Origin of the sequence: Acinetobacter sp. ANC 5414 (genome assembly GCF_013004295.1) — a bacterium.
Taxonomy (GTDB): Bacteria; Pseudomonadota; Gammaproteobacteria; order Pseudomonadales; family Moraxellaceae; genus Acinetobacter.
In genome coordinates, this window is sequence record NZ_JABERM010000032.1 from 1 (window position 1) to 26,704 (window position 26,704).

The window sequence follows — 26,704 nt, forward strand, 5'->3', positions numbered from 1 at the left end:
GTGATGTCCTAAAAAGACTACCCACCCATAAAGTCACAGAAATTGAGGATTTGCTACCTCATCGTTGGAAACCTGAACCTCGTTAAAACATAGCAATGGGATTCAGCGGATGCTTACTGCTTAATTAAAATATCGTGGTATTGAAATCACTCAGAATAAAAAGTACGCATAAAATTTTAATAACATGGCGTTGTGCAAATTATCCCATCGATCACAAGCATGATGAGCTGTATTTGAATGATGCTAGCTTGTCTCGGATTAAACTGGATTTTATTCCACTGATTGTTTGAGCGCCGATTACACTACCTTTAGCGGCTTGGCTATTTAGAAATAGACTTTCAACGGTGAATTTCTAAAGAATGTCTTTATGCAGCTGTCTGACATTTGGAATTTCGGTGTAGCGTAATACACGATAACCGGCTTCATGCAGCATGTGGTCACGAAATTTATCTTCTTCAACTTTGTATAAATGCGTCGTTTTCCTAATTAATAAAATAGTTGTCAAATAAAATTTAAATTATGAAATCTATTTTGCATATTTGAATCAATCAAATTTAGTTAAAATCAAAATGTAAATATTCAAATATTAGATTAGAAATCTGATCTTAATCGCTTACAATGCTAGGTTAGTTAATTTCTTATATGTTTAATGATACAACACAGATTTAAAACTTATATTTCATTTATTTACTTAATTTTTATAAATTTTTTCTTGAGCTCAATTATCATAGCAAACAGTTATTCTTTGATTAACTTAATTAGGGGGGGACATGATCGAATCGTTGTGTAATGTAGATGAAACGAACGTTGATCAACATACTTTCAAAGTCTTAGAGTTGAATGATGAACATTTTAATACCTTGAGAGATTATTTAATCTCTAAATTACCAGAGCATTATTTATCTTCTAAATCATTTGCAAGAACTATGGAAAGTCTTGGTCATGCTGTAGCCTATGAAAAACTAAAATTAAAATTTCCAATTTCTCCTAAAATTCGTTCAGGTGATATAGGAGAAATTATTTCCTGTACTTATATGGAAGAACAATTAGGATATTTAGTTCCAATTAGAAAATTACAATGGCGTGATCATAGAAATATGGCTATGCGTGGTGATGATGTTATTGCACTGAAATTTGAAGAGGATAATATTCACTTCATTAAATGTGAGGCAAAATCTGCAAAAAGTTTAAGTACGAATACACTAGTAGAAGCCAGAAAAGAATTAGATTCTTACGATGGTAGGCCTTCACCTCATTCGATAGATTTTATTATTGAGCGATTGTTTGAAACCGAAAATGATTCAATAGCTGCTCAACTTGAATCTTACATTTATAAACAATCCATGAAAAATAATGATGTTAAACATTTACTTTTTGTAATTACCAAATCAAATCCGAATAGCCTTCAAAAGGATGCATTCAATAATTATAAAGGTGGTTTCCCTCAAATTTCGATCGGGCTTAAAGTAAATAAACATTCTGAATTAATTGATGAAATTTTTTGTGGTTTAGACAAAATTTATGAATAATGAATCTATAGATCAACTAATTGAACAGCATTTAGAGCCAGGATATAGAGGACGTCTCTTAGACAGAGGCTTATCTAGATCAATGATATGGCATGATGGTCTTTTGCCTGAAAATGCACCTCATTATTCGGAAGATCTATCTTATGATTTATTATCATACGGATATTCATTGTTATCTCTTGCAATTAAAAGTATTGAAACGAATGGTAATCTTGATTTGCGTCTCAAAGCATTTGAGAAAGCTGCTACTGCATTAATGGTTGTGGTAAATGGTGGCGATAAAAATTATACCCAAAGAGCATTCCATATTCTTCTATCAGCTTCAGCATATCATTTGGCACATTATTCAGCCAAAGCCTATAGTTTACTAAAGAAATATGAATATTTATCTAACAGTAATATTTTAGAAAATGCTCTAAGATTACTTATAACTAGAAATTTAAAAAAATTAAATCAATCTATTCCAATTTGGAAAATTGAAATAAAGAAAAAATTAGATGAGTTTGTAGATATAGAAAGTAGATCAACTATTGAAGAACTAGATGATATTTCTGCAAATTTTAATTTTATTAATCTTGTGCTAACAGAGAGATATTTAGAAGTTTTATATGATTTTTTGAATGCACTAGAAACAGGTGATGCTCGTATTATAGACAGGATTGAAGAAAATTTAGTTAAAAATATCTCGATTAGTTTGGAATATAATTTTTTAGAAGAATGGTGGATCTTCAGAATAACTAAATATCTACTGCGGGATTTATGGTATCAAACGTATCATTATATACTTCCAAAAAATAATGATGACGTTAATTGGAATCATTTTAGATTAAAGTTTATTAAAAATTTACTAAAAAAGAAAAATGCAGAAATTGACTTATGGCCCTCTCAAATTGAGGGTGCTAAAAGAGCAATAAATGATTCTGAAAATTTAATAATATCTTTACCAACAAGTGCTGGAAAAACCAGGATTGCTGAATTATGTATTTTAAGAGCTTTATCTCAAAGTAAAAAAGTAATGTTTATTACACCGTTAAGGGCTCTTTCTGTTCAAACAGAAATGACCTTATCAAGTACCTTTTCAAATCTCGGTATTAAAGTTTCCTCTCTATATGGTGGTCTTGGCTTATATGGATTTCAAAAAAATCAGTTTGAAGATAGTAATATTTTAATTGGTACACCTGAGAAGTTAGAATTTGTTTTAAAAAATGATCCAGAGCTATTACAAGAAATTGGCTTAGTAATTTTAGATGAAGGCCATATGCTAGGTTTAGGTGAGCGAGAGATTAAATTTGAGACTTTAGTTCAAAATTTATTAAATAGACCAGACGCTTATTCAAGGAGAATTGTCTGTTTATCTGCTATTTTACCTAGCGGAACTGATTTGGATGATTTTGTTGACTGGCTTGGGTATCCAAGTGAAGGTAAAGCTATTACTTCTGAATGGAGACCTACAGACTTACGTTTTGGCGAAATTTATATAAATAATGACTTAAATAGTTACAGATTAGATTTTACCCTTGGGACTCATAATCCTTTCATTCCTATATTTATTCAGAAAAAATCTGTAAGTTCTAGAAGTCAATTTCCAAATAAAATTCAAGATTTAAGTCTTAGCATAGCCCATAAATATGTTAATGATGGTCAGAGTATTTTAATTTACTGTCCTGAAAAAAAATCTGTAAATATTTTAGCAAAACGCATCATTGATATTAATAGACAGGGTCATTTATGTCTTGATCTTGGCGAAATAAAAAGTGATTTTTATACTGCGGCCTTGAACCAAGGAAAAGAATTACTAGGACCTACTCATCCAGTAATACTTTGTCTAACATTAGGTATTATTATACACCATGGAAGTCTACCTAAAGAATACCGTACAGCAGTTGAGTTGTTACTTAAAAATACTCGCGTAAATTTAATTATTTCCTCACCGACTCTAGCTCAAGGATTGAATTTACAAGCGAATGTTGTACTTTTTTATTCTATTTATCGATTTGGTAGACCAATTCCAGCATCTGAATTTAGAAATGTTATTGGGAGAGCGGGAAGGTCATTTGTTGATTTACAAGGAATAGTGTTATTTCCTAATTGTAAAAATGAGAGAAAAAAAACAGCACAATGGAATTCTCTAATTTTAAATAAAGATAATATGTCTTTAAATAGTGGTTTAGGAATGTTGGTGCTGGAGTTAATTAATAGAGTAACTATTAGCTTAGGTGAGGAAAATATTCATGAAATTTATGAATATATTATTAATTCTAATTATATATTTGATTTCCCTGAAGTGCACAATGAGTCCGAAGATGAAATTGTTAAAGCACAACAACAGTGGAAAAAATATTTAGGATTATTAGATTGCTCTATAATTAATTTAATAGGTATTGAAGATATAGCTATTGAAGAGATAGCTGAATATATTGATGTATTATTAAGAAACTCATTTTTTTATAAACAGATCAGTAGACTATCTTCAAGTGAACAATTGCTTTTTAAAGGTTTGATTGAAAAACGTGCAGAATATTTATGGAATACTACCACTATTGAATCAAGACAACAGGTATATTTTTCTGGTGTTAGTTTAGAAACTATCAATGATAGTCAAGGTGTTATAGAAAATATTTTTTCTCTTATTGGTGAAGTTCAAATAGAACTTACCTTAGATGATTCGAATAATAAAATTATAAGTTCTTTATTAATTCAAATAGCAGAAAATATTTTTTATATTCATGAATTTTCTCCAAAAAGCTTTCCAGAGAATTGGAAGAATATATTAGATGATTGGTTAAATGGACGAAATTACTTAATTATTGATAATACTGATATTGTTATAGATTTTATTGAAAAGTATGTAGCTTATAATCTCATTTGGGCGATTGAGTTTTTTAAGATACGTTATAATAGAGGTGTTGATAATAATATTGAACAAAATACCTTTGACTATATAAGTCAGGTATTTGATTATGGATGCCTGAATAAAAATGCCTTATTTCTAATGCAGTTAGGTTTAAAATCTAGAAAGCAGGCATATGAGATTGCTGAATATTTAAACTTTTCAGATATAGGATCATTAGTTAAATGGTTAAAACAAACAAATTTACATCGTAATATCAATATTCTAGGTGAAAAAAATACTAAATCCTTAATAGATCTTTCTATGGGGATAGGAAGAGATCAAATAGATTTAATTAGTAAATGTTTAGATGATTTGATTGTAACTTGGTCTATTGATGATCCATTAGATTATATTTTTACTAATATTAAATTAGTAAATATTGATAAAACGACATATATATTATCTAGTACAGCTGAGATTATTGGAAAATTACAACTTCACCTAAACTTAGATTTAATGGATATCATTCATTTATATATTCAAGAAAATCATAAACTTGATATTTTTTTTCAATGTTTAGAATATGATGATGTAGTAATGATTGGCTGATTTTTACAAAGTAATAAAAGTTATCATAATTGTTTAATGATCAAATATTCGGTGTTGAAAAAACAATTTAAGGAGACGAGTATTTGCGTTTCAACTTATCGTGATGACTAGGTTTCAGTGTTAAAACAGCTTGAAAATGTTAAATAATTTAGTTTTTCATCTAAAGCAATTAACCAATCATAAAGTTCAATAAAATCTAAACGTCTCTCAAAATTTTCAACTTTAGCGACATAGGATTGATGTTTTTTTAAAGACGAGGCTAACTGTACCTGAGTCATTTTTTTCGACTCACGTAGTTCAATTAATTCGTTAATAACTTTCCTATACCTAGGATCATGTATTGAGCTCATGGCTCAAAATGTTGTACTATTCCCACAAATATCCCAAAATGGGATATTTTTTATTAGTATATACTGGGTGTTATATTTTATGTCATTAAATCATGGACTTAACTATTATTTGGTTAAATATTTGTCGAATCAAAATTTTAGAGGCAGTGAATTTAAAGAAATATTTAATGGCTTTATAAAAGAATATCCAGAGTTTTCGTCAAATAATAGTTATCAGCGTACTTATCGTATTATAAGAGAACTGGTTAATTGTGATTTGATGACTCTTAAGCGTACTCACCATAACTACAAATACACTTCAAATTACTCGGTTTCATCTCTAAATAGTTTTTTGTTAAAACAAGATACTACGACGGACTTTAAGGATAAATTAAAAAGTGAATTTACGGAAGTAAATTTAAATATAGAAAAAATTCGTTTAGAAATTAACTTTTTTGATAAATATATGAAAGAGTATCCGATCCTAAAAGACACTATCCTTCAATTTAAAAAGAAAAGTGAACAACAACTCACTTACTTAGAATCTCAAATTTGTGTCTTAAATATGATTAGGACAAATGTTTAATATGAGCTAATTTTCATGTGAACGACTATAAACTAAGCATGATTTTTATTATGTAAGCGTTTTTGGATACTTCTTAGATGAATACTATCTGTTTTTTGTGATAGGGGTAATTTGCTACGAGAAATTTGATCTTTTATGTATTGTATTTGATTTTCTGTAAATACCCCAGTATCAAAAGATTGAATGTAATTTATCCATTCTGAGCCTTGAAAAACATTATGAGGTAAATGCGTTTTAAAAGTGCAATCCTCACTAAATACTACTAGTGAATGAATATTTGAAGATATACTTTTTGAATCAAGTATGAATTTTAATACACTGATATGGCGATAATTTTGAAGGATAGGATTCTGAAATTCATAAGATTTCTTAGGGAATTTTTGAACCCATTTTTGTTTGGATTCTGATGCATAAATCCAGCCACTATAGTTTTTTGTTTCAATAACGAACAAGCCATATCTACATACTATAATGTGGTCAATTTGAGTAGTATATTCATATGCATCTCTTATTGTGACGTTGTCGTATATAAAATATTCATCATTTAGTTCTGTTAGAAAATCTTTCTTAATTTTTTTCTCCCCAATAAGTCCTTTCATTTCTGATGTTACATCTTTCTTTTTATGCTGCATAATCGTTATTAAAATGAGTAATGCAGAACTTACAATAAAAATAACGAGAGACATTTTTAAACTAAAAAGGATGAAAAGTGGATTAAAACATGCTTGGGGAGGAAAAAAATATTCTAATTTTTTAAAGAGTTAAAGATTGATCGTTTTTAAACTTTATGATTATTTTTGAATCAAATATATAGGAAGGATAGATACATTCTATTTAAATAATAGACCTCTTGCGAAAGTCAAAACCACCTCAATATAAATTTTATGAGATATCAGAAATTAAACTGTTTTTCAGATTCTGAATTTAAGCGCTTGGTTGGCGTACCTCGACAAGTTTTTACTGAAATGGTAGAGGTTTTAGAAAAAGCAGAATCACTCAAAAAGAAATCAGGTCGTCCTCATACTTTAGCTATAGAGGATCAGTTGTTATTAACGCTCAATTACTTACGGAACTACAGCACTCAACTGGAATTGGCGGCAAATTACCATATCGCTGAAAGTAATGTGAATCGAACCATTAAAAAGGTTGAAGATGCATTGATGAAATCAAGATGTTTTACTCTGCCAAAACGAAGCATTACCACAGCAGACGAACACTTTAACTGGGTCATTATCGATGCGACAGAATGTTCAATAGAACGCCTGAAAAAAAAATCAGAGTAAGTTCTACAGTGGTAAAAAGAAGAAACATACGCTAAAAACACAAGTGATCTATCATCCGAAGAGCAAACAAATCATAGGGCTAGATATATCGAATGGCAGTCAGCATGACATTAAACTGGCAAGAAAAACGGTTAAGAAATTCAAACATTGTGAATATGTTATGACCGATTTAGGTTACTATGGATTAGAGCAAGATGGCTTTAAATTATTGATGCCAATAAAGAAAAAGAAGAATTTACCTTTATTTGCTGTTGAGAAAAAGTACAATAAAATGATTGGAAAAATACGAGTTGTGATCGAACACATCAATAGTCAATTGAAAACATTTAGAATATTAAGTGAACGCTATCGAAATAGACGGAAAAGATTCGGTTTACGCATTAACTTAATCGCTGCACTGGTAAACCGGATAAATTTTCAATAATGACTTTCGCAAGAGATCTAATGAATTTATATTTTGTTCACGACTCATTTTAAAAAATTAAAGTGTTGATCTTAGAAAAAACATCAATTTTATATCTACACTTTGTAGAATTTATATCACTTAAGGGTAATCCCAACAAAATAAGCATGTACAAAATAAAAATAGCAGTTTTTAACTGCTATTTTTATGGTTTTCAAATCACTTTTAAAAAACAAACTCGATACCTGCACCATACAACCAGCCTTTTTCTGAGTCAGTTGCTTGTTGGAATTCGGTTTCTTTCAACCCTTTTTCATATTGATAGGCAACATCAACAAAAGGTTTAATTCGTTTGGTAATCTCGTAACGAGTTTTCAACCCTGTCTTTAATTCGGATAATCCAGTTTTCGAAGCATAGTCGGAGTCATCACTGAACACAGCATCCATTTCTAGATAAGGTTGTGTAATTAACTTTTGGGTTAACAAGAAATCACGTTCTACTTCAAAACTTGCCCCCCAGAAATTATTCTCCCCTCCATAAAGATATGCTTGTGTTTCAAAGAAATAAGGCGCTAATCCTAATATACCAACAACGCCATCCACTCGATTATTGTTGTTATTTCTATCTTCACTATATCTTACACCAGCTTGTATATCCCAAAAGGGTGCTACATTGCGACTGTAAAGTGCAGATGCATCATATTTAGGATCATTTCCTTCTGACTTATCTAAATTTGCTTTGATAAATATACGATTTTCATCTGTTCCAATCAAAGTTTCAAATTTTGTTCCTAGATTACCTTTACCGTCTTCATCAACCATCCATTCATTTTTAAGTTTTGTCGTTTGATAAATTTGTCCACCATGTTCTTTAAGGTGATTATCATGAGGTGAGTTATAGCTCTCACGCTCAATCTGGACACTTTTACCCCCCATATTTGCATTTTCCATTGAAGAATATTTTGGATAAACTGCTTGTGGGGAATATCGTAAACCTCCTGGTTCTTGTAATAGAATTTTCATTCCTTTAGACAGGGGTTTTGACTGCATGTCCTTACTTTCTGACATAGGGATATCATTTGCAAAAACTAAACCTGAAAATCCGATTAGAGCAACTGATAAAAGTGTTTTTGAAAATAATTTTTTAGTGATGGGCATGTTGATTAACTCCCTTATCATTTGTGAGGGGCTGAGCAACAATCTCTTTCGTATCAGTATCGTTGCTATCTACATTTGCCACAATAAGCTTATTCATCATTCCAGCAGACATGTGATATAACAAATGGCAGTGGATAGCCCATTCACCTAATTCATCAGCAGTAAGTAAAGTCGTAACCGTTTTACCTGGTGGAACAATTACTGTATGTTTATTTGGCATATTGCTTGGATCTTGACCATTTTCAAGCTGCATAAACATTCCATGTAAATGCATTGGGTGAGCCATCATACTGTCATTGACGAATTTCAAGCGAATACGTTCGCCATATTTCACTTTAAACGGCTCTGTTTCATTGAACTTCTTACCGTTAATAGTCCAAATATACCGCTCCATGTTTCCACCAAGACGGATCTCTATCTCACGTTCAGGTGCACGAGTATCTTTTTGAGGATCTAACGATTGCAAATCACTATATTGAAGTACTTTTTGCCCCACTGGAGTGGAGGCATTTGCCCAGCCATATACCACTTCTTCATCATGTTTTTTTGATACAGATGAATTAGCTTTATTTATTGGCATATCGTGATTCATACCATGCATCGAATGGTCTACTGATGCTTTGTTTGGCATCGACGGTATATCGTGATCCATACCGTGCATTGAATGGTCTTCTGATGCTTTTTTTGGCATCGATGGCATATCGTGATCCATACCATGCATCGAATGGTCTGCTGATGCTTTGTTTGGGATCGACGGCATATCATGATTCATACCTGACGAAGAGCCATGATCCATCCCCATATCTTCCATAGTCAATAAAGAGCGTGGACGTGGTTTTGGCATATCAACTTGTTTTACATGTGATGTATTTTCATCATGTAAGGTTCCAACCGAAAAACCAGTACGATCAATAGATTCAGCTTCGATTTGATAATGTGCTTGTTTGGGTTCGACAATGACATCATAAGTTTCAGCAGTACCTATACGAAATTCATCTACAGGGACAGGTTTTACAGGTTGGCCATCAGCGCTAACCACTGTCATTTTTAAGTTTGGAATGCGTACATCAAAAAATGACATTGCAGAAGCATTGATAAAACGGAGGCGAACTTTTTCACCCGCTTTAAAATTACCGGTCCAATTTTGTTGAGGTGTTTTGCCATTCATTAAAAATGTATAGCCTGTTACATCGGACATATCTGTTTTCAGCATCCGCATCTGATTCCACATAGAGCGGTCTTGCCACGTTGCCTTCAATCCATCACGCTTAACTTGTTTGATGACATCGAATACTGTTTCTCGACGGTTCTGATAATAGTCTGCTTCTTTTTTAAGATTTTTCATGACTTGATCACTTGTCGAATTATGAAAATCAGAAAGCAAAACAACATAATCTCTATCGGCTTTTTCATTTGGCGATAAAGGGACTTTATTTTTAGGATAAATAACTAAAGCACCATATAAGCCGTCTTGTTCTTGCCCTTTACTATGGGAATGATACCAATAAGTACCATTTTGGCGGACCTTGAATTTATATTCATAGGTTTTATTGGGAGCGATACCCTCAAACTGGTTGAACCCTGGTACACCATCCATGATTCCGGGTAATATCAAACCATGCCAATGGATTGAAGAGTCCTGATTATTCAACTTATTATGAACACGAATAACGGCATCATCTCCTTCTTCAAATTCAAGAAGAGGGGCAACGAACTTACCATTGACGGTAATTCTCTGGAGCGGTTTTCCTGTAATATTTACAGTCTGTTCCGCAATCGTTAAATCATATTCTTTAACTGCCGCCATTACCCAAGTTGATGAAAATAAACCAACTCCAATTAAGAGTACATGACTTAACTTATTTGACATTTTATCTCACCTTTAGAAAGGTCAAGATTGAAGTATTAAGGCAAATAGAAAAGTATTAGCTTTAATACTTCTTTCTCGCTTTTTATAAATCTGATTATTTATTTGATGGATTAGGCATATTCATTTTTGAATGATCCATTTTCGAATGGTCCATATTCATCATGGAGTGATCCATTTTCGACATATCAGATGAATTTGCAGGTTGATGCTGGCTATGTTCTTGCTGAACCTTATCATCTTTTTTCATCTTACAAGGTTTTGAACAAGGTTCTTGGCTCTTTACCGTTTTAGTAGTACTCGGACTTGCGGTTGATACCTCTTTTGCCCAAGATTGTGTACCTGCGATTAAAGTTCCGAGACACATTAAAGTAGTTAAACTACGACGTAATACAGTTTTCATAAGCTTCTCTAAAAGTAAGTTTCTTGGTACTACAATAAAGTGAAGCCCTGAACATCTAAGTGACTTGAAAATGACATTTTTGTAATCTATCTCAATCTGGGGTTTTATAACGTTATTATAGTTTTAGTGAATAACTTAGGATTCTGAGATGAGAATATTATTGGTTGAAGATGAACACAAAACTGGTGACTATCTCAAACAAGGTTTATCCGAAGCGGGTTATATTACGGACTGGGTTACAGATGGATTAACCGGTAAACATCAGGCTCTTTCTGAAGAATACGATTTAATTATCTTGGATGTCATGTTACCAGGACTGGATGGTTGGAATATTATTGATGATATTCGTAAAAGTGGCAAAACAATGCCCATTCTGTTCCTGACAGCCAGAGATCAGATAGAAGATCGAGTAAAAGGTTTAGAGTTAGGCGCTGATGATTATTTAGTAAAGCCTTTTGCTTTTGCAGAGCTTCTTGCTCGAATCAAAACTCTCCTTAGACGAGGGCAACAAAGAGAAGATAATAATAATATTATTAAGATTGCTGATTTAGAACTTGATTTGAGAAAACGTCGGGTAACACGAGCAGGTCAACGCATTGATCTGACGGCAAAAGAATTCGCGCTTATGGAACTTTTCATGCGTAGACGAGGTGAAATTTTACCAAGAGCGCTTATTGCTTCTCAAATTTGGGATATGAATTTTGATAGTGATACGAATGTCGTTGAAGTCGCTATTAAAAGATTAAGAAGTAAAGTTGATAGTAACTTTACCCCCAAATTAATTCAGAATATTCGAGGAATGGGGTATGTACTAGAGGTAGAGGATGAATAATAACTTATTCAAATCGATCAGTTTTCGGATCGGTATTATTTTCTCCTTATCTACTATTTTCATTCTAATTATTATGGGTTTATTCATAAATAAATTAGTAATGCATCATTTTGAAACTCAAGACCGTACCCAATTAGAAGGTAAAATCCAGCTTATTCAGAATCTTCTCCAACAGCATCCTAAAAATTCTCCAGAACTTGATCTATATTTGAAAGATGCTTTAGTTGGACACCATGATCTTATGGTCCAAATAGAACGACCGGCAGGTCAGATTTTATTTAGTTCAACACCTTCAATCATTAATACTCAACAGTTAATCAAGTCAGCAAATAACCCTTGGATTAAATGGAAAATTAAGAATAAGACCTATCGTGGCATGATCTACAACACGGATATAAACAAAAATACTGAAATACAATCTGTACGCATTATTGTGGGGATCGATACATCTGAACATCTACATTTTTTAAATGATTTTAAGCGTCAACTTTTTTACATTGGTTTAGCCGGTACGATTTGTTTAATGTTTTTAGGCTGGTTTGCAACCTGGAGAGGTTTAAGACCCGTGCAAAAAATGGCTAAGGTCGCAGAAGGCATTTCTGCCCAACATCTTTCAGAACGTTTAGAAGTTGAGCACACACCAACAGAACTAAAATCATTAGCAATTGCCTTCAATGATATGCTCGACAGACTAGAATCAGCTTTAGAAAGGCTTTCCGATTTTTCATCTGATTTAGCGCATGAAATTAGAACACCGATTAATAACTTAATGACTCAAACTCAAGTATGTCTTGCCCGTAAACGAGATACCAGTACCTATCAAGAAGTACTATTTTCTAATTTAGAAGAATTAGAACGTTTGGCTCGAATGGTATCCGATATGCTTTTCTTGGCAAAAGCAGAACATGGCCTAAAATTACAGAACTTACAGAATATTGACCTGGTTAAAGAAGTTACAGCCTTATTTGATTTCTATGATGCGCTAGCTGCCGAAAAAAATATGACGCTTCAACAAACAGGATCTGGAAATGTCAAAGGTGCTCCTGCTATGTTACGTCGAGCACTCAGCAATCTATTATCTAATGCAGTTAAATATGGAAATAAGAATTCTACAATACGCATAAAACTTCAACAGAATTTAGATAACACAATATTTTCAATTGAAAATGAAGGTTCTGAAATTTCTCCTGAACAACTATCCAGATTATTTGATCGATTTTATCGAACAGATGCATCTAGACAAAGAACAGAGGAAGGAACCGGCTTAGGGCTTGCGATAACCAAATCAATTCTTGATATGCTGGGGGCGACTATTAAAGCTGAATACATCAATGGTCGAATCGTTTTTACTATTGTTTTTCAAAGTGAATACATGCAAGGGTAATCGATTTAACTCATTTTTTGAGCCTCTACCATTTACCGGAGTTGATCTTACATAAAGTTCAAGCTGAGACCCAGAGTTATTCCAGCACCTATCAGGGCAATTGTGTAGCCAATTATGATGGCTCGGCCAAACTGTGCACCCCCTGTCATCCATGCAATTGTGGCTTTGCTTAACATGTTGCTCAGTGTAGCAAGCCCGAGAGCGATAGTAGCAATCTCTGTTGTTAAGCCTTGAGTACTATGCAGACGGGCGAGTGAGACTAAAATAGCATCTACATCTGCTAGCCCGGAAATAGTCGATAGTACAAAGATGCCGCTGGTGCCCAACCATTGTTTTGCTGCCGGAACCAAGACTGCCATGACAGCCAGGAAAGCAGCGAAGCTAAATGCTGTCCCAAGATCAAAAGGAGCCATTGTTTCTATTGTTCGATCGTTGTTTTCAGCGCTAGTAATTTGGCGTTGTCTCCACAGTGCCATACCCAGCAGCAGGATTCCCGCAATCATCATTGCACCACCAAAAGTGCTTAGAAGTGCTGGCTCAATGACGCCTATCAGCACCACCATACGGAAAAACATGATGCCACAGGCAGCTAATGTTCCAGAAATAGAAGCACTGACCATGACGGGATGCTGGCGTGCATAGCGTGCCAGTGCGACAGTTGCGGCTGTAGAAGATGCCAAACCACCCAATAGACCTGTCCAGAGTATGCCTCTTTCTGAACCGGTAAGCCGCATGGCAAAATGACCTGCCAGAGAGAGTCCGGCAATCAGGATCACTGCCCACCATAACTGGTAAGGATTTAATGCAGCAAAAGGTCCCAGACCCGTATTGGGTAAGTAGGGTAATATAACGACAGAAAGTACCAGCAACTGCAGGGATGCGGTTAATTCACGATGCTCTATCAAGCGTAGCCAACCGTGTAAGGTTGGCTTGAGATCCAAAAATACAGCGACGATTACAGCCGCGGTTAATGCTAAAGTAACATTACCATGGGATGCATATGCACCTAAAACTAATGTCAACAGCATCGCGATCGTCGTGGTAGCGCTTAGATTACCGGAAAGTTTTGCGGTACGCGCGTAGGACACTGTTAATAATAAGGAAAGCCCTAATACGGCCGCGACCAGCGGCCAAGGCCCGAAGTTTGGTTGTAAATGACCGAGCACTCCTCCGAGCAATCCTGTCAATGTGAAGGTACGTAGGCCTGCTACTCGGCTGCCCTCGGGCAATTCACGATCGTGCCATCCTCGTTCTAAACCAATGAGCAGGCCGATGGCAAGTGCTGCAATAAGACCTGGTACATCTGGTGGAAGAAAAGAACTCTCTATCATAACTTTTTATTTCGCAGGCGAAGGGCATTCGTGATGACTGAAGCTGAACTAAAACTCATCGCCAAGGCCGCAATCATGGGTGACAATAACCAACCGGTAAATGGATAGAGTACGCCAGCTGCGATTGGGATACCCAAGGCATTGTAAAGGAAAGCAAACATGAGGTTCTGTTTCATGTTGCCAACAGTAGCTTCCGAAAGGGAACGGGCAACCGCGATACCGCGTAAATCCCCCTTGACCAGCGTAACTTGAGCACTATTCATTGCGACATCAGTTCCGGTCCCCATAGCGATACCGACATCAGCCTTGGCTAGTGCTGGTGCATCATTGATTCCATCGCCGGCCATTGCCACGATGCGACCTTCCTTCTGCAATTTGCTGACCAGTTCTAGTTTATCTGCGGGTTTAACTTCACCATGTACCTCATCAATACCCAGACGTGCTGCGACTGAACGGGCAGTGGTGAGACCATCTCCTGTTGCCATCACGATACGTAGTCCAGCTTCCTTCAGGGTGGCAAGTGCTTCAGGGGTACTTTTTTTGATGGGATCGGATACTGCAAGCAGGCCGGCCAATTCACCATTGATGGCTAGATGCATCACACTTGCACCTTCTGAACGCAGCTCTTCGGCTTGCGGAATCAGAGATTGTACCGAGATACCTAATTGCTCCATCAGTGCTGTGTTGCCCAAAGCTAACTGACGATCGCCCACTTGACCTCGAACACCAATCCCTGAGCCTGATTCAAAATTATCTGGTGTTTCAAGAGACAGGCCACGTTCGTGTGCTGCATTTACAATCGCTTCGGCTAGCGGGTGTTCACTGCCTTGATCAAGACTGGCGGCTAAACGTAATACTTCAGATTCATCGAAACCTGATGCGGCAACCACACGATCGAATACAGGGCGTCCTTCGGTCAACGTACCTGTTTTATCGATGATTAGTGTGTCAATCTTGCGCAGATTCTCAATGGCTGCTGCATCGCGGAACAACACACCATGAGTAGCACCTTGACCCGTTGCAACCATGATAGACATTGGAGTTGCCAAGCCTAGTGCACAAGGACAGGCAATAATGAGTACTGCCACAGCATTGATTAATGCATAAACCCAGCTCGACTCTTCTGGGCCGAACAATCCCCATCCAAAGAAGGTAAGCAAGGCAATGGTCACTACAGCCATGACGAACCAACCTGCTACCTGATCAGCCATACGTTGCATTGGTGCTCTCGAGCGTTGAGCTTGTGCCACCATCTGTACGATCTGGGACAACATGGTACTTGAACCAATTTTCTCTGAACGCATGATCAATGAACCATTGGTATTCAGGGTAGCGCCAATGACTTTATCGCCGACACGTTTAGTGATTGGTAAAGGTTCGCCTGTCAGCATTGATTCATCTACTGAACTACTTCCTTCAGTGACTACACCATCCACAGGAACTTTTTCACCTGGGCGGATGCGAAGTAAATCTCCTACATGGACATGAGTCAGAGGAACGTCTTCCTCAGTTCCATCGGACAGAATTCGGCGAGCTGTTTTAGGAGCAAGTCCGAGTAGTGACTTAATTGCAGCAGAAGTTTGCGAACGTGCTTTTAATTCTAGTATTTGTCCCAGTAGGGTCAACGAAATAATGACCGCTGAAGCTTCAAAGTAAACAGCGACACGGCCCATGGAAATAAATGAGTCTGGAAAGATTTGTGGCGCTACAGTTGCAACCACACTGTAAATAAAAGCAGCCCCTGTACCTAGACCGATCAGGGTCCACATGTTCGGGCTGCGATTCACGACCGATTGCCAACCACGGGAAAAAAATGGCCAACCTGCCCAGAGTACGATCGGCAGTGACAACACTAATTCAATCCAGCTCTGAACCGCCATGTCGAACAGGTTCAGTTGATGGCCAAACATCGCCAAAAAAGTCACGACTATGGTCAGTGGCAGTGTACACCAGAAGCGTCGACGGAAATCACGTAACTCAGGATTCTCATCTTCCTCTAACTCGGGAATGAGTGGCTCCAGTGTCATTCCACATTTAGGACAGTTTCCAGGATGATCTTGTTTAATTTCTGGATGCATTGGGCACGTATAGATGGTCGTGCCTGTTGTGCTTGTCTCATTAACGGATTGAGTAGTCTGATGATGCTGTGTATGTGCATCGGCAGTCGTCGTTGCGGGTTTAGCGATATATTGCACCGGGCTGCTATGAAACTTTGATTGACATTTATCACTGCAAAAAAAGTAAGTTTTCCCCTTAAATTCCTCATGGTATTTCGATTCTTCAGTGACGGTCATACCACAGACTGGGTCTTTCAGTACGTCTGTTGTAGCCTGTGCCATATGGTCCTGGTTATGATTTTTTTGATCTGACATAAATAATTCTCTTATGGCAAAGTGGTTTTATGGCCGAATTTTGGAATAAATCTCGGAGTCTGTTGAGCATAGCTGTCATAGACAGCGCCAAACTGTTTACTCATTTCAGCCTCTTCCTTAATTGCCAAGCGGCTGTACATTAAGAGTAAGATTGGAAACATAATCAGTGTCAGTAAAGTTGGCCATTGCAATAAAAACCCCAGCAAGATCAAGATAAAAGCCACGTATTGGGGGTGACGTATGCGCGCATAGGGTCCGGTTACTGCCAATTGGTGATGACGTTGTGCGTGGTACAACACGTTCCATGCTGATGACAGTAAATAGAAACCATAGCCCAAAAAAATATAACTCGCGATGTGCAGAATGCCAAAATGTGGATCACCCTTTTCGCCTAGTAGCGTTGACCATAAGTGACCTGAGTTATGCGACAGCAAGTCAAGTTCAGGAAAGCGAGTTTGTAGCCAGCCTGACAACAGATAAATTGTTAAAGGGAAACCATACATCTCGACAAACAATGCAATGATGAAAGCAGAGAAAGCGCTAAAAGTACGCCAGTCTCGTGCTGTGGCGGGTTTAAAAAAACTGAAGGCAAACATGATAAAAATTGCCGAATTTATGATGACGAGCCACCACAGACCATAGGCCGATTCCGCATGATTCATGAGGACTCTCCTGGTTCTCGCGATTTTTTATTATCTGATGTGCCTGATTTATTCTGTTGGTGGTGATGTCCATGCCCCCCATGCATAAAAATATGCATGAGTGGGCAAGCTAAAAGAAGTAAATAGGGCAAAGCACCAAGGGTATGAGCCAAATGCTCTGTTAAGAGAAAATAGGCTGCCACACCACCAATCACCAATAGACCTATTGCATAACGTGTAGACCAAAAGTTAGGTATTGAATTATGTTCTTGAGGTTGATGGTTCATGGTGCTTCCCTCTAATAAATAGATGATTACTTAGTTGCGGCGGGAGGCATACTATCCATCATCATCTGCATCATGGATTGCATCATGTCCATACGTTTTTCCATCATCTGCTGACGGTCAGCCATATTTGCATTCATGCTTTGGTTGCCCATCTGTTTCATCATACTCATACCTCCTTGCATGAGTTTCATGTGCTCAGCCATAAGTTTCTGACGTTCTTGTGGGGTTTTTGCAGCCATCATCTTTTCATGCATGGCTTGCATTGCCTTCATGTGCTGATCCATTACAGCCATTTTGTCTGTAGTCATCGTGCCAGTAGCTGTCTTTTGAACAGTTAATGTGGATGGAGGGGTATTTTCTGGGTGATGAGTTTTATGTTCTTGAGGATTTTGGGCTAATGCACCTAGAGAGGCAGTGGTTATACAAAGTCCGAGCAAAGTTTTGCGGATATAAGTCATGATATTTTCCTTCCATCAGTTGATAAGCCGATACAACCTTTAAATGAGTGAAGCAAACAAATAGAGAGAGGTATTTTTCGTTTATTTGCTCCACTCATTCTTTTGATGAAGTTGATCGCTGGTTATGCCACCGGTGTTTTAGGTAGGTGGTAGCTCGTTATAGTCAAATTTTTATCTCTATCGAATAGATTTTATCACTTGAGCCTATTGATTTTTAAAAATGACAAAAATGTAATTTTGAAGTCATCGCTCTGTTTCTGTCTTTCACTAATAATTGAAATATAAGAGGAGATGATGTGGTCTCATTCAATATAGATTTTATAACGTCATCTCTAATGAACTACCGGATCAAGAGGAAACGTAAATGAAATTATTTCAAAATAAAATGACTGCTCTACGTCATGTTTTAGTCGGTGTAACGATGGTCGTGGCGACTACAACTACGTTCGCTCATGTGAGTTTAGTGAGTGCGACTCCTGCGATAAATGCATCTGTCCTTAGCCAACCAAAGAACTTAACCCTTAACTTTGGTGCAGAGGTTATGTTGATGAATGTTAAGTTACTGGATGCTCAGCGAAGAGATGTTCCTTTAAAATATGAAGTTAATCATGACTTAAAGAAATCCTTTGATATAGCTCTCCCGAAACTGAAAAAAGGTAAATATACCGTGGTCTGGACAACAATGGGGAAGGATGGTCACAACATGAATGGTGAATATAGTTTCACTATTAAATCAACAAAATAAGAATTAATTACATTACTTTTCAACATGCCAGTGAAGTGCTGGCATGCTGTCCTAGAATGGAAAAAATAATGATTTCTGAATATTGGATGTGGGCAGCTTGGTTAACTAAGGTTATTTTATACTTAAGTGTAGCTTTTGTCGTTGGTGGAGCCTTTTGCTATTTTTTACTGAGACAATATCTTGAACTAAAAGAATCGATTCTTAAATATATTACAATTGGTGCCGGATTAGGCCTAATTGCCAGTACCTTAGGTTTTTTTATTCTGATCGGTAGTTTTGCCAATACTGGTATTAAAGGTATGTGGGATCCCACGTATATTAATATACTGCTGAATACCCCGCCAGGGTATGCACACATTCTTCGTTCGATTAGTTTTGCTCTTTTACTTCTTCTCATGGTGGTTAAACTTAACAGGAAAAAAAGTCAGTTTTCTATAACTCAAAGTTCAATATTAGGTGTTTTACTAACCCCAATTATCTTTAGTTTTTCTCAGCTCGGACATGTCGCTAATTTAAGCTTACTTGCTCAAATTTTATTATCAATCCATATCCTAGTTATGTCGTTATGGATGGGGGCGTTGTATCCGTTATGGAAAACCAGTCGAAAAATAAGTGGTTTACCCTTAAAAGATCGCATGCATGTATTTGGACGTATTGCGGCTTTTATTGTTGCAATATTAATCGCCTGTGGCGCAAGTATAGCCTTTCTTTTATTTAAGGATTTGAATACTTTAATCAATACTCCATATGGCTATGGTTTCATGGTTAAGATGTTTTTTGTTATAGGTATTCTACTTTTAGCCGCCTTCAATAAATGGTATTTCACCCCGCGTCTTCAACATCCTAAATTCGCTAAACACCTTAGTCATGCCATTTTATTTGAGATGTTATTAGGCTTATCAATCCTTTTGACAACAGGTTATATAACCACTGTCGTGGGTATTGAATAAGAGAATTCCAAAATAAGGTTGTTGAGGAAATCTAACATTCGTGTACCTATCTTTGATTATATGTTAACTAAGTACTTATAAAGTTTCATACATTAAGGTAGTCACCGGTTTTTAGCTTATCTTCTTATTGGAGGGATTATCTCATCGACCCTTCTTACATTGGTTTTATTGCCCGTACTATACAGATGGGTCAATGAACGAAACACAAATCATTTATAAATATTAGAAAAGGGTGAACCAACTTATTTCAAGTTGGTTCACCTGACTGCATGAGAGTTTATTCTGTTTTGTTTTTAAGCTGATCAAGAAGTTCACGTAATATAATGGGATCAATTGGTTCATTGTTATTTAACGAGTTTTCTAAAAAATTAACGTGTGCATTGATGAAATGATTTGAAGGTTTTGCAAGTATTCTTTCTTTTAATTTATCGATTTCAGAAAGCTCATCAAATGCTAAATTTATATATGTATCCAAAGATGTGATAGATTTGTGGCCAGTCCATTCAAGCATAATTTGTTTTAATCGATATGTATTTAATAGCATTTTTCGAAATTCATCACCATTCGACAATTCATGTTCTAAAATTAAAGATTTAAATTTTTCTGTGATAAATCGATGGCGGAACATGTGAGCACAGACTTGGGAGGAAAGATTTGCCTCTTTGGACCAATTATTCATATAAGTAGTCAAAGTATCTGGTTGTAATGGTTGACCTGATGTGTGGGAAATAAAAATATAATCATGATTAATGCCCTTTTTTTGCAGTATCGGATTTCTATAGTATTGAACATAAAAGCGTAAATTGAGTAAAAAAGTTCTTGAAACAGGGATTTCGCGTGTCTTATTTAAACGATTATTTTTTAAATTTATAATTTCTAGTAAAGGTGAGTTTGATTTACCCTTTAAAGCTGATCTTAGGGAATTCATGGATATAGAGCAGACTTCTGTTCTTCTACCGCCTGTATTTTCAAGTGCCTGGAGAAGACATAAGTTTCTAAGTCTTAAGGGCTCATTCATGGAGTTATTTATATGATTCAAAAGTTTATTATAGTCATCGAGTGAAACAGGATAGCGTTTGCGTTTAGGTGAAGGTGGAGGGAAAGAATAATGAAAATAACTAGGGTTAGACCTTTGTTTATTATTTTCTCTAGGTACTTTTTTATTTTTACTACTTAAAGATATTTTATAATTTTTCCCAATCCCAATAAAATTATTAATATTATAAAGTTCTGCAATAAAAAAAAGAAAATCAATAATTTGATAAGCAATACTTATAATTTGGTTATTAGAGCGAACATAAGGATCATCTTGCAAATAATCCATAAAATCCGAAAATAAATTATTGTCAAATTGTGAGAAATTTTCTATTCTCTTACAAGAAAAAGTAAATCTGATAAAGTGAGTCAAATGATTGGCAAATATTCTATACGTACCACCATTATATTTTTGAGAATAACCAAATTTTAATTTATAAATAAGATATGAATTTGCTTCATAGCATGGAATACCATTAGGGTAAACTAAAAAGGGTAAGGCATCAATATTAAAAAATTTTATATCTTGTTTGGATGTGGAAAGGTAATTTGGTAACGATAAATTACTAATCATTGAATATAGTTTTTTATTCTTCATGATAAATAATCTCGTTAGTAGAGCTTAACAATTTTTCAAAATACTTTAATTTCTTATTAATTTCATCAATAATATACTTGTTATCTGTGCTTAAAGCTAAATGAGAAATTGTTGATTTTAGATCATATATTATTTTATTTAGTGTTAAGTTATTGATTTTTAGGTTGTTATTCTCTGCTTCTAACTCTTTAATCTTATCCTTTTTATTACTTGAACTTATACTAATTAAAGATAAAGCTTTTAGTCTCAATTTATTGAAATGAATATAGGTCATATTTGAATATTTGTTTATATAAAGTTTATGTGTGTTTAGTGATAAAGAAATAATTCCATATTCATTGTTATAGTATTTTGCAAGATTTGTTTGAGATGAAATTGCATTTTTTATTTCATCATCATTAATATAATTAAATGGTTTTTTTATTACAATATTAAGTAAATCAATCTCAGATTGAATTGAATCTTCAATTTCGGAAATATTAAATTTTTTCATATTTCATCCTCAATTATTAATATTAATTCAAACTCCTGAATAGTATTATTGTTTTTATCTTTGCTGGTGAAAAATCTAGGTTGAAGGTCAATTATATGTTCGTCGATAAGATAGTTAATTTTATTTGATAATTTATTTGAAAAATTAAAATTATTAATACTGGCTATTTCTAGGTCATTAACATTAAAATGCTTTAATAATACTATGCGTAGGTCTTCGATATTTTTAATAAGTGGACCTGATTTTCCTAAATAGGCTCCAGTGATTGTATGCGATTTTACGCCATTAAGAACGCTTCCTGTTAAGGGTTCAGTAATATAATGATATAAATGTTCAATATCGGTGTGTCCAAGAAAGTGACGTAATGTATCTAAACCATCAAAACTTTTTGACCAAAAAAACATCATAGCAAAAAAACGCCTTAATTGATGTTGGCGTATATAATATCTTCTATATTCATTTGGGGAGTATTCTACTATTTTAGTTTGAAAATAATCACAAAATAAATTTAGAAGACTAGAGTAGTCACTGGTTGATAGCTTTCGCCATGTATTAGAAGAATAAGAATATTTATTTATTAGATTAATACTTGAGAGGGTAGAAAGTTTATTTTCTAAAATGGTTTGATTGAATTTTTCAAGTTTATAAATAACTTTTGCTATAATACTTGGGATTGGTCTTGACATTTTTTCGCGATGAAAATTAATGCCACCAACACCACTTTTTCGATTATCAAATATAACTTCAAATTCTTTGAAATCTGTTAATGATGGATCAATATTTTCAGGTAATAAACAATCTAGTGGATGTAAATCAATAATTTCTGAATTACGTCTAGCTGTAATGGAGCCTAATGCAACTAATATAGAGGCTAACAAAACATTATAAAAATCTATAAAACCATGATTTTTACGTAAATAGATAAAATAATTGTCATCTTTAGGTATTTTAAACTCTTTAATACCTATTTTTTTTAATGTGATTGGAAAGTTTGTACTGTTATAAAAATCATTAAAATTTCCTTCTTTATTTTTGATGAATAAAGAATATTTAATCATTGTATCAAGTAATATATCTAAATATTTATGAATAAATTCAAAAGAATCACGTATAGCTTTAAAAGTTACATCAGCAGGCAGTGTTGCAAATCTCCCCAAATCCTTTAAAGGGGTTATTTTATTTATTCTTTTCACTCCTATAGTATTAAAGTTGGAAATATTGATTTGCGCACAATCATTTTGAGAGTGGACAAATACAATTTTTTTAAGTTCTTTATTTGAGATTGAAGGTCTTGGTATGAAAAGTTTTCTTCATCACTAGTCGTGTAGGGAAGACATAAGTATTCTGTTTTAGCTTTGTCATCGATTAAGTTTAATTGCTGCAAACTACCAGGTTGTTGATTAAATACGATGATGCGATCTTCAAGAGATTTAATGAAAAAATTTTTTTTTACTTTATTGGGATTATATGTAGGGTAACCTTCATTACAATAGAGCCAGTATTTAGACTTTCTTAACTCTTCTAATGTTAAGTCAAGTTCATCGTTATGATTATGATTAATAAAAAAAGGATATTTTTCTTCAAATTTAATTACATCGTTTATATCTATTTCTTTAATTTTATCTTTTAGAAAATCTGTAACAAATGTATTGTAATTTATTGATGCATTGATTTTTCCATTATTTGAAATGTTGACTAGATAATCGACTATGTAGTCTTCATTAATCTTATTTAAACCATATTTGCTTAATTCTAAAATATGAGAATTAATCAAAATAGAATTTATAAAGTAAATTATATTTGTTAAATTAATGCTTATGGTTTGATTTTTTAATAAAAATCCTTCATTGTAAATAGGGTGGCTTTGAATGCAAAGCCAGTATTTAAAAGTGTTTAGTACTTTTGGTCTTTCTGTTAGTAAAGTATTATTATCAATTTTGATTTTATTGAAGTTGACTGTTATTGTTCCTTTATTTAATTTAACGACCCATATATTTGATTCAAATTTTGTATTATTACAAAACCAAAAAGGATTTCTTACTTCTGATAGCTTTAAATTGTGTACAGTGGATGTTTTTTCAAAAGATTTTTCAATTAATCCATAATCATTGGGGTTGCGTATCATCTCATTCTTTAATAAGGTAAGTTCTTTCTTTGACATATTTTCTATATTTTTATTAGGGTCAGAGAAAATTTCTTTTAATTCATTATTTACTATCATTGATAAATATTCCTTCAATTATTTTATGTTTAATTGGGTTTTTTCTCGCTATTTCATACATTTCTATAATATCTTTAGTTAAATATAAGCATTGTTGTAAATTGTTTTGAAATGATTCAATCTGTGATATTACATAATTTGCACTTGTGTACCACCATTTTAAATGTTTTTTTATATCTTTTTTATTATAAGATGTCTCTTCAAAAAAATATTTAATTGCAAGAAAAATTTGTAGAAGAGGCACTGTTATTAAATAAACACCTATATAATTATTTTTATCTTCATTAATTTTTTTCTCAATATTTATTTCATGAAATCCTTTTTCAATATGATAAGGTATATCCTTGAATGCATGATTATTTATGAATTTATCAAGTTCTTGTTTAGTGAAATCTACAGATTCAAATAAGTAAATTGAGTCTTTCATTGATTCGTAAATAAGAGCATTTTGAAATATTCGTAACCATCTGTTCGTATAAAACTTCCATAGAGTATCTGGTAGATATGAATCAATCAATTTAGGGTTATATTCCTTATGGCCTAGAGCTATACTCATTTTATTTACAGACATCGTTTCATAGTAAACACGTACTCCACAGCTTGCTCTAAATCTTGTTAATGTTAAATTTCGGAAAATATGACTACTTTCATCATTGTTAAGTAATACATCACCATTTTTATAACTTATTATTTCATATGATTTTTTTAGACCATTAATGACAGTGGTACAGGTGCCATTCTCAATTTTTTTTACTCTTTGTGGTTTTGTGAACACAGTTCTTGAAGCTAATAGCATGTATTCATAATCTTGATTATTTTCTGATTTCAAATAATTTCTTGCAATACTAGTAATTTTTATGATGTCTTTAATTATTTTTACTGATTGAGGGTTTAATTTAACTAATTGTTCAGCATAATTTACTCCTCTTCTCTTTTTAAAAGACTTGCTATACCAAGATTCCCCAATTTTAAAAAGACCTACATTACTTTTATTATCATATAATTTCCAATTTATTAGCCAAGATTCAGTAATTGCGGGATGTTGATTAATTAATAGTATAAGAAAAGGATATAAGGTATTGTAGTTTGAATAAAAAATTTCATCTTTAATGATATCTATTTCCTTACTTGAGCCTTTTATACCTAAAAAAACAGGATAAGACTGAAGGGTTTTATGTTTAAAAGGGTTTTCATAATAAGTTCGGAATGTATTATTTTTATTTAGAATTCCAACTGGTACATTATTTTTTAAAGTATTGTTTTGGCTTACTTTAACTTCTCCCTTGCTAACGCATTCAATAAAAAAATTATATTTTTCATTTGTTTTTTGTGTAAGTAATTCTGAACAGTAAATTATATGGTCAATTTCATTAATTATTCTAATAAAAATTAGTTCTTTTGCTTCACTATCTGTATAACTTATTGGAATTTGTGTTACTAATTTATTATGTATTAACTGTTCTTTTTCGTCTTTTATCAAGTTTGTTGTAGTGTTTTTATGTGTACATTTTTTATAAATTGGTCTGAGTATTTCTGTGATAGGTTCTTGCCATATTCCATAGTTAACTAATACATTGTACATATCAACCATAGAACTCCATCTCGTGTGAAAATGACCAATATTATAGTTTTTTATTTTTGCATCTATTAAGCATAAATTATAAACAATAAGCATGCTTTCAAATGCGTATTCTGAGGACATTGCTCTCTGCATGTCTTTAATATTTGGATAGACTACAATTAAAACTCTAAATAAACTAATTAGATGTCCAATCTTTTTTAACAAGGTAGTTGATATGATTTTTTTCCCATAAATGATCATTATATGATGTAATTTATTTGTGAATTCTTTTCCATATGTGTCGTAAATAATACTGATATTGAGATTTAGGATTTTATTATCATTACTGCAGATATTCCAACCTTGATAATATTCAATTTTTTCTATATTTTTTTTCATGTTTTTATATAGAAATATACAATTTTCTACATTGTTATTTATTGTATTAAATGAAAGGAGGATTGTAGTTTTACTTGTATTTATCAATATGGCTAGATTGTTGAATACCGATTGAATCTCATAGCTATAATGGTATTTATTGCAATTAGTTGTATCCAATTCAGTATAGATAAATCCTATGAAGCATCGTAGATGGCTCTCTAGTGCTTCAGAGGATGTTAAATCGAATATTGAGTGTCTACTTGATGTCTGTCTCAAACATTCGATATATGTACAATAAAGTGCTATTAGTGATGTAATTTTATTAAGTTTCTTCTCTTCTTGTTTTAGCCAATTATAGCTATCTGTATCTAATGTTTTTGAGTGATCATAATCCTTAAGATATCTAACTTTCATA

Annotated in this window: 23 protein-coding genes and 2 pseudogenes; 9 read left to right on the forward strand and 16 right to left on the reverse strand. The window is 33.8% G+C overall.

Going from position 1 to position 26,704, the window contains the following annotated elements:
• Positions 1 to 352: 352 nt before the first annotated feature.
• Positions 353 to 478: pseudogene (locus HLH18_RS16145) on the reverse strand (DUF2726 domain-containing protein); the annotation flags it as partial.
• A 292-nt stretch (positions 479 to 770) separates the two neighbouring features.
• Here HLH18_RS16145 and HLH18_RS13780 point away from each other — a divergent pair.
• Positions 771 to 1,529: a Hachiman antiphage defense system protein HamA gene (locus HLH18_RS13780; RefSeq protein WP_171547290.1), complete on the forward strand. Its 759-nt coding sequence runs from the start codon at positions 771 to 773 to the stop codon at positions 1,527 to 1,529.
• Positions 1,522 to 4,971, forward strand: coding sequence for a DEAD/DEAH box helicase (locus HLH18_RS13785; RefSeq protein ID WP_171547291.1), 3,450 nt, complete (start codon positions 1,522 to 1,524; stop codon positions 4,969 to 4,971). Before HLH18_RS13780 ends, HLH18_RS13785 begins: the two co-directional genes overlap by 8 nt.
• Before the next feature lie 107 nt (positions 4,972 to 5,078).
• On the opposite strand, the gene HLH18_RS13790 is transcribed toward HLH18_RS13785, so the two are convergent.
• A complete protein-coding gene (locus tag HLH18_RS13790; RefSeq protein ID WP_171547292.1) occupies positions 5,079 to 5,321 on the reverse strand; it encodes a helix-turn-helix domain-containing protein in 243 nt (80 codons plus the stop codon).
• A 79-nt stretch (positions 5,322 to 5,400) separates the two neighbouring features.
• On the opposite strand from HLH18_RS13790, the gene HLH18_RS13795 reads away from it, so the two are divergent.
• Positions 5,401 to 5,886 carry a hypothetical protein gene (locus HLH18_RS13795; protein WP_171547293.1) on the forward strand — a complete coding sequence of 162 codons (486 nt, stop codon included), beginning with the start codon at positions 5,401 to 5,403 and terminating at the stop codon, positions 5,884 to 5,886.
• 32 nt (positions 5,887 to 5,918) lie between these two features.
• Here the strand turns inward: HLH18_RS13795 and HLH18_RS13800 are convergent, their stop codons facing one another.
• The gene (locus tag HLH18_RS13800; RefSeq protein WP_171547294.1) at positions 5,919 to 6,572 is read right to left on the reverse strand and encodes a nuclease-related domain-containing protein; all 654 of its coding nucleotides are present in this window, start codon (positions 6,570 to 6,572) and stop codon (positions 5,919 to 5,921) included.
• Between the two features lie 198 nt (positions 6,573 to 6,770).
• On the opposite strand from HLH18_RS13800, the gene HLH18_RS13805 reads away from it, so the two are divergent.
• Positions 6,771 to 7,593 (forward strand): IS5 family transposase gene (locus tag HLH18_RS13805; RefSeq protein ID WP_171547295.1). Its coding sequence is split into 2 segments (ribosomal slippage): positions 6,771 to 7,151 and positions 7,153 to 7,593, totalling 822 coding nucleotides; the frame shifts between segments, so codons are not numbered across the junction.
• A gap of 204 nt (positions 7,594 to 7,797) precedes the next feature.
• On the opposite strand, the gene HLH18_RS13810 is transcribed toward HLH18_RS13805, so the two are convergent.
• The 3 genes from HLH18_RS13810 to HLH18_RS13820 all read right to left on the reverse strand — a co-directional run bounded on the left by HLH18_RS13810 (position 7,798) and on the right by HLH18_RS13820 (position 11,000).
• Entirely contained in the window at positions 7,798 to 8,730 is a 933-nt protein-coding gene (locus HLH18_RS13810; RefSeq protein WP_171547296.1) for a copper resistance protein B, read from the reverse strand.
• The gene (locus tag HLH18_RS13815; RefSeq protein WP_171547297.1) at positions 8,717 to 10,600 is read right to left on the reverse strand and encodes a copper resistance system multicopper oxidase; all 1,884 of its coding nucleotides are present in this window, start codon (positions 10,598 to 10,600) and stop codon (positions 8,717 to 8,719) included. The genes HLH18_RS13810 and HLH18_RS13815 overlap by 14 nt, the downstream gene beginning before the upstream one ends.
• 94 nt (positions 10,601 to 10,694) lie before the next feature.
• Positions 10,695 to 11,000: a hypothetical protein gene (locus HLH18_RS13820; RefSeq protein ID WP_171547298.1), complete on the reverse strand. Its 306-nt coding sequence runs from the start codon at positions 10,998 to 11,000 to the stop codon at positions 10,695 to 10,697.
• Between the two features lie 148 nt (positions 11,001 to 11,148).
• On the opposite strand from HLH18_RS13820, the gene HLH18_RS13825 reads away from it, so the two are divergent.
• Both HLH18_RS13825 and HLH18_RS13830 read left to right on the forward strand, forming a co-directional pair.
• Positions 11,149 to 11,832 (forward strand): heavy metal response regulator transcription factor, encoded by a 684-nt coding sequence (locus HLH18_RS13825; RefSeq protein WP_171547299.1) that lies wholly within the window; start codon positions 11,149 to 11,151, stop codon positions 11,830 to 11,832.
• Complete coding sequence (locus tag HLH18_RS13830) at positions 11,825 to 13,216, forward strand: heavy metal sensor histidine kinase (protein ID WP_171547300.1); 1,392 nt, start codon at positions 11,825 to 11,827, stop codon at positions 13,214 to 13,216. The genes HLH18_RS13825 and HLH18_RS13830 overlap by 8 nt, the downstream gene beginning before the upstream one ends.
• A gap of 47 nt (positions 13,217 to 13,263) precedes the next feature.
• Here the strand turns inward: HLH18_RS13830 and HLH18_RS13835 are convergent, their stop codons facing one another.
• From HLH18_RS13835 to HLH18_RS13855, 5 genes are read right to left on the reverse strand one after another with little or no spacing between them, the layout of a single operon-like run.
• Positions 13,264 to 14,547 carry an MgtC/SapB family protein gene (locus tag HLH18_RS13835; RefSeq protein WP_171547301.1) on the reverse strand — a complete coding sequence of 428 codons (1,284 nt, stop codon included), beginning with the start codon at positions 14,545 to 14,547 and terminating at the stop codon, positions 13,264 to 13,266.
• Complete coding sequence (locus tag HLH18_RS13840) at positions 14,544 to 16,919, reverse strand: heavy metal translocating P-type ATPase (RefSeq protein ID WP_086194809.1); 2,376 nt, start codon at positions 16,917 to 16,919, stop codon at positions 14,544 to 14,546. The genes HLH18_RS13835 and HLH18_RS13840 overlap by 4 nt, the downstream gene beginning before the upstream one ends.
• 11 nt (positions 16,920 to 16,930) lie before the next feature.
• Complete coding sequence (locus tag HLH18_RS13845; RefSeq protein ID WP_171547302.1) at positions 16,931 to 17,581, reverse strand: methyltransferase family protein; 651 nt, start codon at positions 17,579 to 17,581, stop codon at positions 16,931 to 16,933.
• Positions 17,578 to 17,847 carry a DUF2933 domain-containing protein gene (locus HLH18_RS13850; RefSeq protein ID WP_171547303.1) on the reverse strand — a complete coding sequence of 90 codons (270 nt, stop codon included), beginning with the start codon at positions 17,845 to 17,847 and terminating at the stop codon, positions 17,578 to 17,580. The genes HLH18_RS13845 and HLH18_RS13850 overlap by 4 nt, the downstream gene beginning before the upstream one ends.
• Before the next feature lie 26 nt (positions 17,848 to 17,873).
• Entirely contained in the window at positions 17,874 to 18,305 is a 432-nt protein-coding gene (locus HLH18_RS13855) for a hypothetical protein (protein WP_171547304.1), read from the reverse strand.
• Positions 18,306 to 18,669: 364 nt separating this feature from the next.
• Between HLH18_RS13855 and HLH18_RS13860 the strand changes: the two genes are divergently transcribed.
• The 3 genes and pseudogenes from HLH18_RS13860 to HLH18_RS16370 all read left to right on the forward strand — a co-directional run.
• Positions 18,670 to 19,050, forward strand: coding sequence for a copper resistance CopC family protein (locus HLH18_RS13860; RefSeq protein ID WP_171547305.1), 381 nt, complete (start codon positions 18,670 to 18,672; stop codon positions 19,048 to 19,050).
• Positions 19,051 to 19,118: 68 nt separating this feature from the next.
• The gene (locus tag HLH18_RS13865; protein ID WP_171547306.1) at positions 19,119 to 20,000 is read left to right on the forward strand and encodes a CopD family protein; all 882 of its coding nucleotides are present in this window, start codon (positions 19,119 to 19,121) and stop codon (positions 19,998 to 20,000) included.
• A 105-nt stretch (positions 20,001 to 20,105) separates the two neighbouring features.
• Positions 20,106 to 20,219 (forward strand): annotated as a pseudogene (locus HLH18_RS16370) (hypothetical protein); the annotation flags it as partial.
• A 58-nt stretch (positions 20,220 to 20,277) separates the two neighbouring features.
• Here the strand turns inward: HLH18_RS16370 and HLH18_RS13870 are convergent.
• Genes HLH18_RS13870 through HLH18_RS13885 form a run of 5 tightly spaced genes read right to left on the reverse strand, consistent with a single transcriptional unit; the run spans position 20,278 to position 26,703 of the window.
• Positions 20,278 to 21,633 carry a tyrosine-type recombinase/integrase gene (locus HLH18_RS13870; RefSeq protein WP_171547307.1) on the reverse strand — a complete coding sequence of 452 codons (1,356 nt, stop codon included), beginning with the start codon at positions 21,631 to 21,633 and terminating at the stop codon, positions 20,278 to 20,280.
• A complete protein-coding gene (locus HLH18_RS13875; protein WP_171547308.1) occupies positions 21,623 to 22,126 on the reverse strand; it encodes a hypothetical protein in 504 nt (167 codons plus the stop codon). Before HLH18_RS13875 ends, HLH18_RS13870 begins: the two co-directional genes overlap by 11 nt.
• Positions 22,123 to 23,319 (reverse strand): hypothetical protein, encoded by a 1,197-nt coding sequence (locus HLH18_RS16150; protein WP_250852439.1) that lies wholly within the window; start codon positions 23,317 to 23,319, stop codon positions 22,123 to 22,125. The genes HLH18_RS13875 and HLH18_RS16150 overlap by 4 nt, the downstream gene beginning before the upstream one ends.
• A 2-nt stretch (positions 23,320 to 23,321) precedes the next feature.
• Entirely contained in the window at positions 23,322 to 24,347 is a 1,026-nt protein-coding gene (locus HLH18_RS16155) for a hypothetical protein (protein WP_250852440.1), read from the reverse strand.
• Positions 24,334 to 26,703 (reverse strand): hypothetical protein, encoded by a 2,370-nt coding sequence (locus HLH18_RS13885; RefSeq protein ID WP_171547309.1) that lies wholly within the window; start codon positions 26,701 to 26,703, stop codon positions 24,334 to 24,336. The genes HLH18_RS16155 and HLH18_RS13885 overlap by 14 nt, the downstream gene beginning before the upstream one ends.
• Position 26,704: the final 1 nt, after the last annotated feature.

Coding starts and splice junctions, on each gene's coding strand:
- HLH18_RS13780 (WP_171547290.1), top strand. CDS start 771: ATGATCGAATCGTTGTGTAATGTAGATGAAACGAACGTTGATCAACAT.
- HLH18_RS13785 (WP_171547291.1), top strand. CDS start 1,522: ATGAATAATGAATCTATAGATCAACTAATTGAACAGCATTTAGAGCCA.
- HLH18_RS13790 (WP_171547292.1), bottom strand. CDS start 5,321: ATGAGCTCAATACATGATCCTAGGTATAGGAAAGTTATTAACGAATTA.
- HLH18_RS13795 (WP_171547293.1), top strand. CDS start 5,401: ATGTCATTAAATCATGGACTTAACTATTATTTGGTTAAATATTTGTCG.
- HLH18_RS13800 (WP_171547294.1), bottom strand. CDS start 6,572: ATGTCTCTCGTTATTTTTATTGTAAGTTCTGCATTACTCATTTTAATA.
- HLH18_RS13810 (WP_171547296.1), bottom strand. CDS start 8,730: ATGCCCATCACTAAAAAATTATTTTCAAAAACACTTTTATCAGTTGCT.
- HLH18_RS13815 (WP_171547297.1), bottom strand. CDS start 10,600: ATGTCAAATAAGTTAAGTCATGTACTCTTAATTGGAGTTGGTTTATTT.
- HLH18_RS13820 (WP_171547298.1), bottom strand. CDS start 11,000: ATGAAAACTGTATTACGTCGTAGTTTAACTACTTTAATGTGTCTCGGA.
- HLH18_RS13825 (WP_171547299.1), top strand. CDS start 11,149: ATGAGAATATTATTGGTTGAAGATGAACACAAAACTGGTGACTATCTC.
- HLH18_RS13830 (WP_171547300.1), top strand. CDS start 11,825: ATGAATAATAACTTATTCAAATCGATCAGTTTTCGGATCGGTATTATT.
- HLH18_RS13835 (WP_171547301.1), bottom strand. CDS start 14,547: ATGATAGAGAGTTCTTTTCTTCCACCAGATGTACCAGGTCTTATTGCA.
- HLH18_RS13840 (WP_086194809.1), bottom strand. CDS start 16,919: ATGTCAGATCAAAAAAATCATAACCAGGACCATATGGCACAGGCTACA.
- HLH18_RS13845 (WP_171547302.1), bottom strand. CDS start 17,581: ATGAATCATGCGGAATCGGCCTATGGTCTGTGGTGGCTCGTCATCATA.
- HLH18_RS13850 (WP_171547303.1), bottom strand. CDS start 17,847: ATGAACCATCAACCTCAAGAACATAATTCAATACCTAACTTTTGGTCT.
- HLH18_RS13855 (WP_171547304.1), bottom strand. CDS start 18,305: ATGACTTATATCCGCAAAACTTTGCTCGGACTTTGTATAACCACTGCC.
- HLH18_RS13860 (WP_171547305.1), top strand. CDS start 18,670: ATGAAATTATTTCAAAATAAAATGACTGCTCTACGTCATGTTTTAGTC.
- HLH18_RS13865 (WP_171547306.1), top strand. CDS start 19,119: ATGATTTCTGAATATTGGATGTGGGCAGCTTGGTTAACTAAGGTTATT.
- HLH18_RS13870 (WP_171547307.1), bottom strand. CDS start 21,633: ATGAAGAATAAAAAACTATATTCAATGATTAGTAATTTATCGTTACCA.
- HLH18_RS13875 (WP_171547308.1), bottom strand. CDS start 22,126: ATGAAAAAATTTAATATTTCCGAAATTGAAGATTCAATTCAATCTGAG.
- HLH18_RS16155 (WP_250852440.1), bottom strand. CDS start 24,347: ATGATAGTAAATAATGAATTAAAAGAAATTTTCTCTGACCCTAATAAA.
- HLH18_RS13885 (WP_171547309.1), bottom strand. CDS start 26,703: ATGAAAGTTAGATATCTTAAGGATTATGATCACTCAAAAACATTAGAT.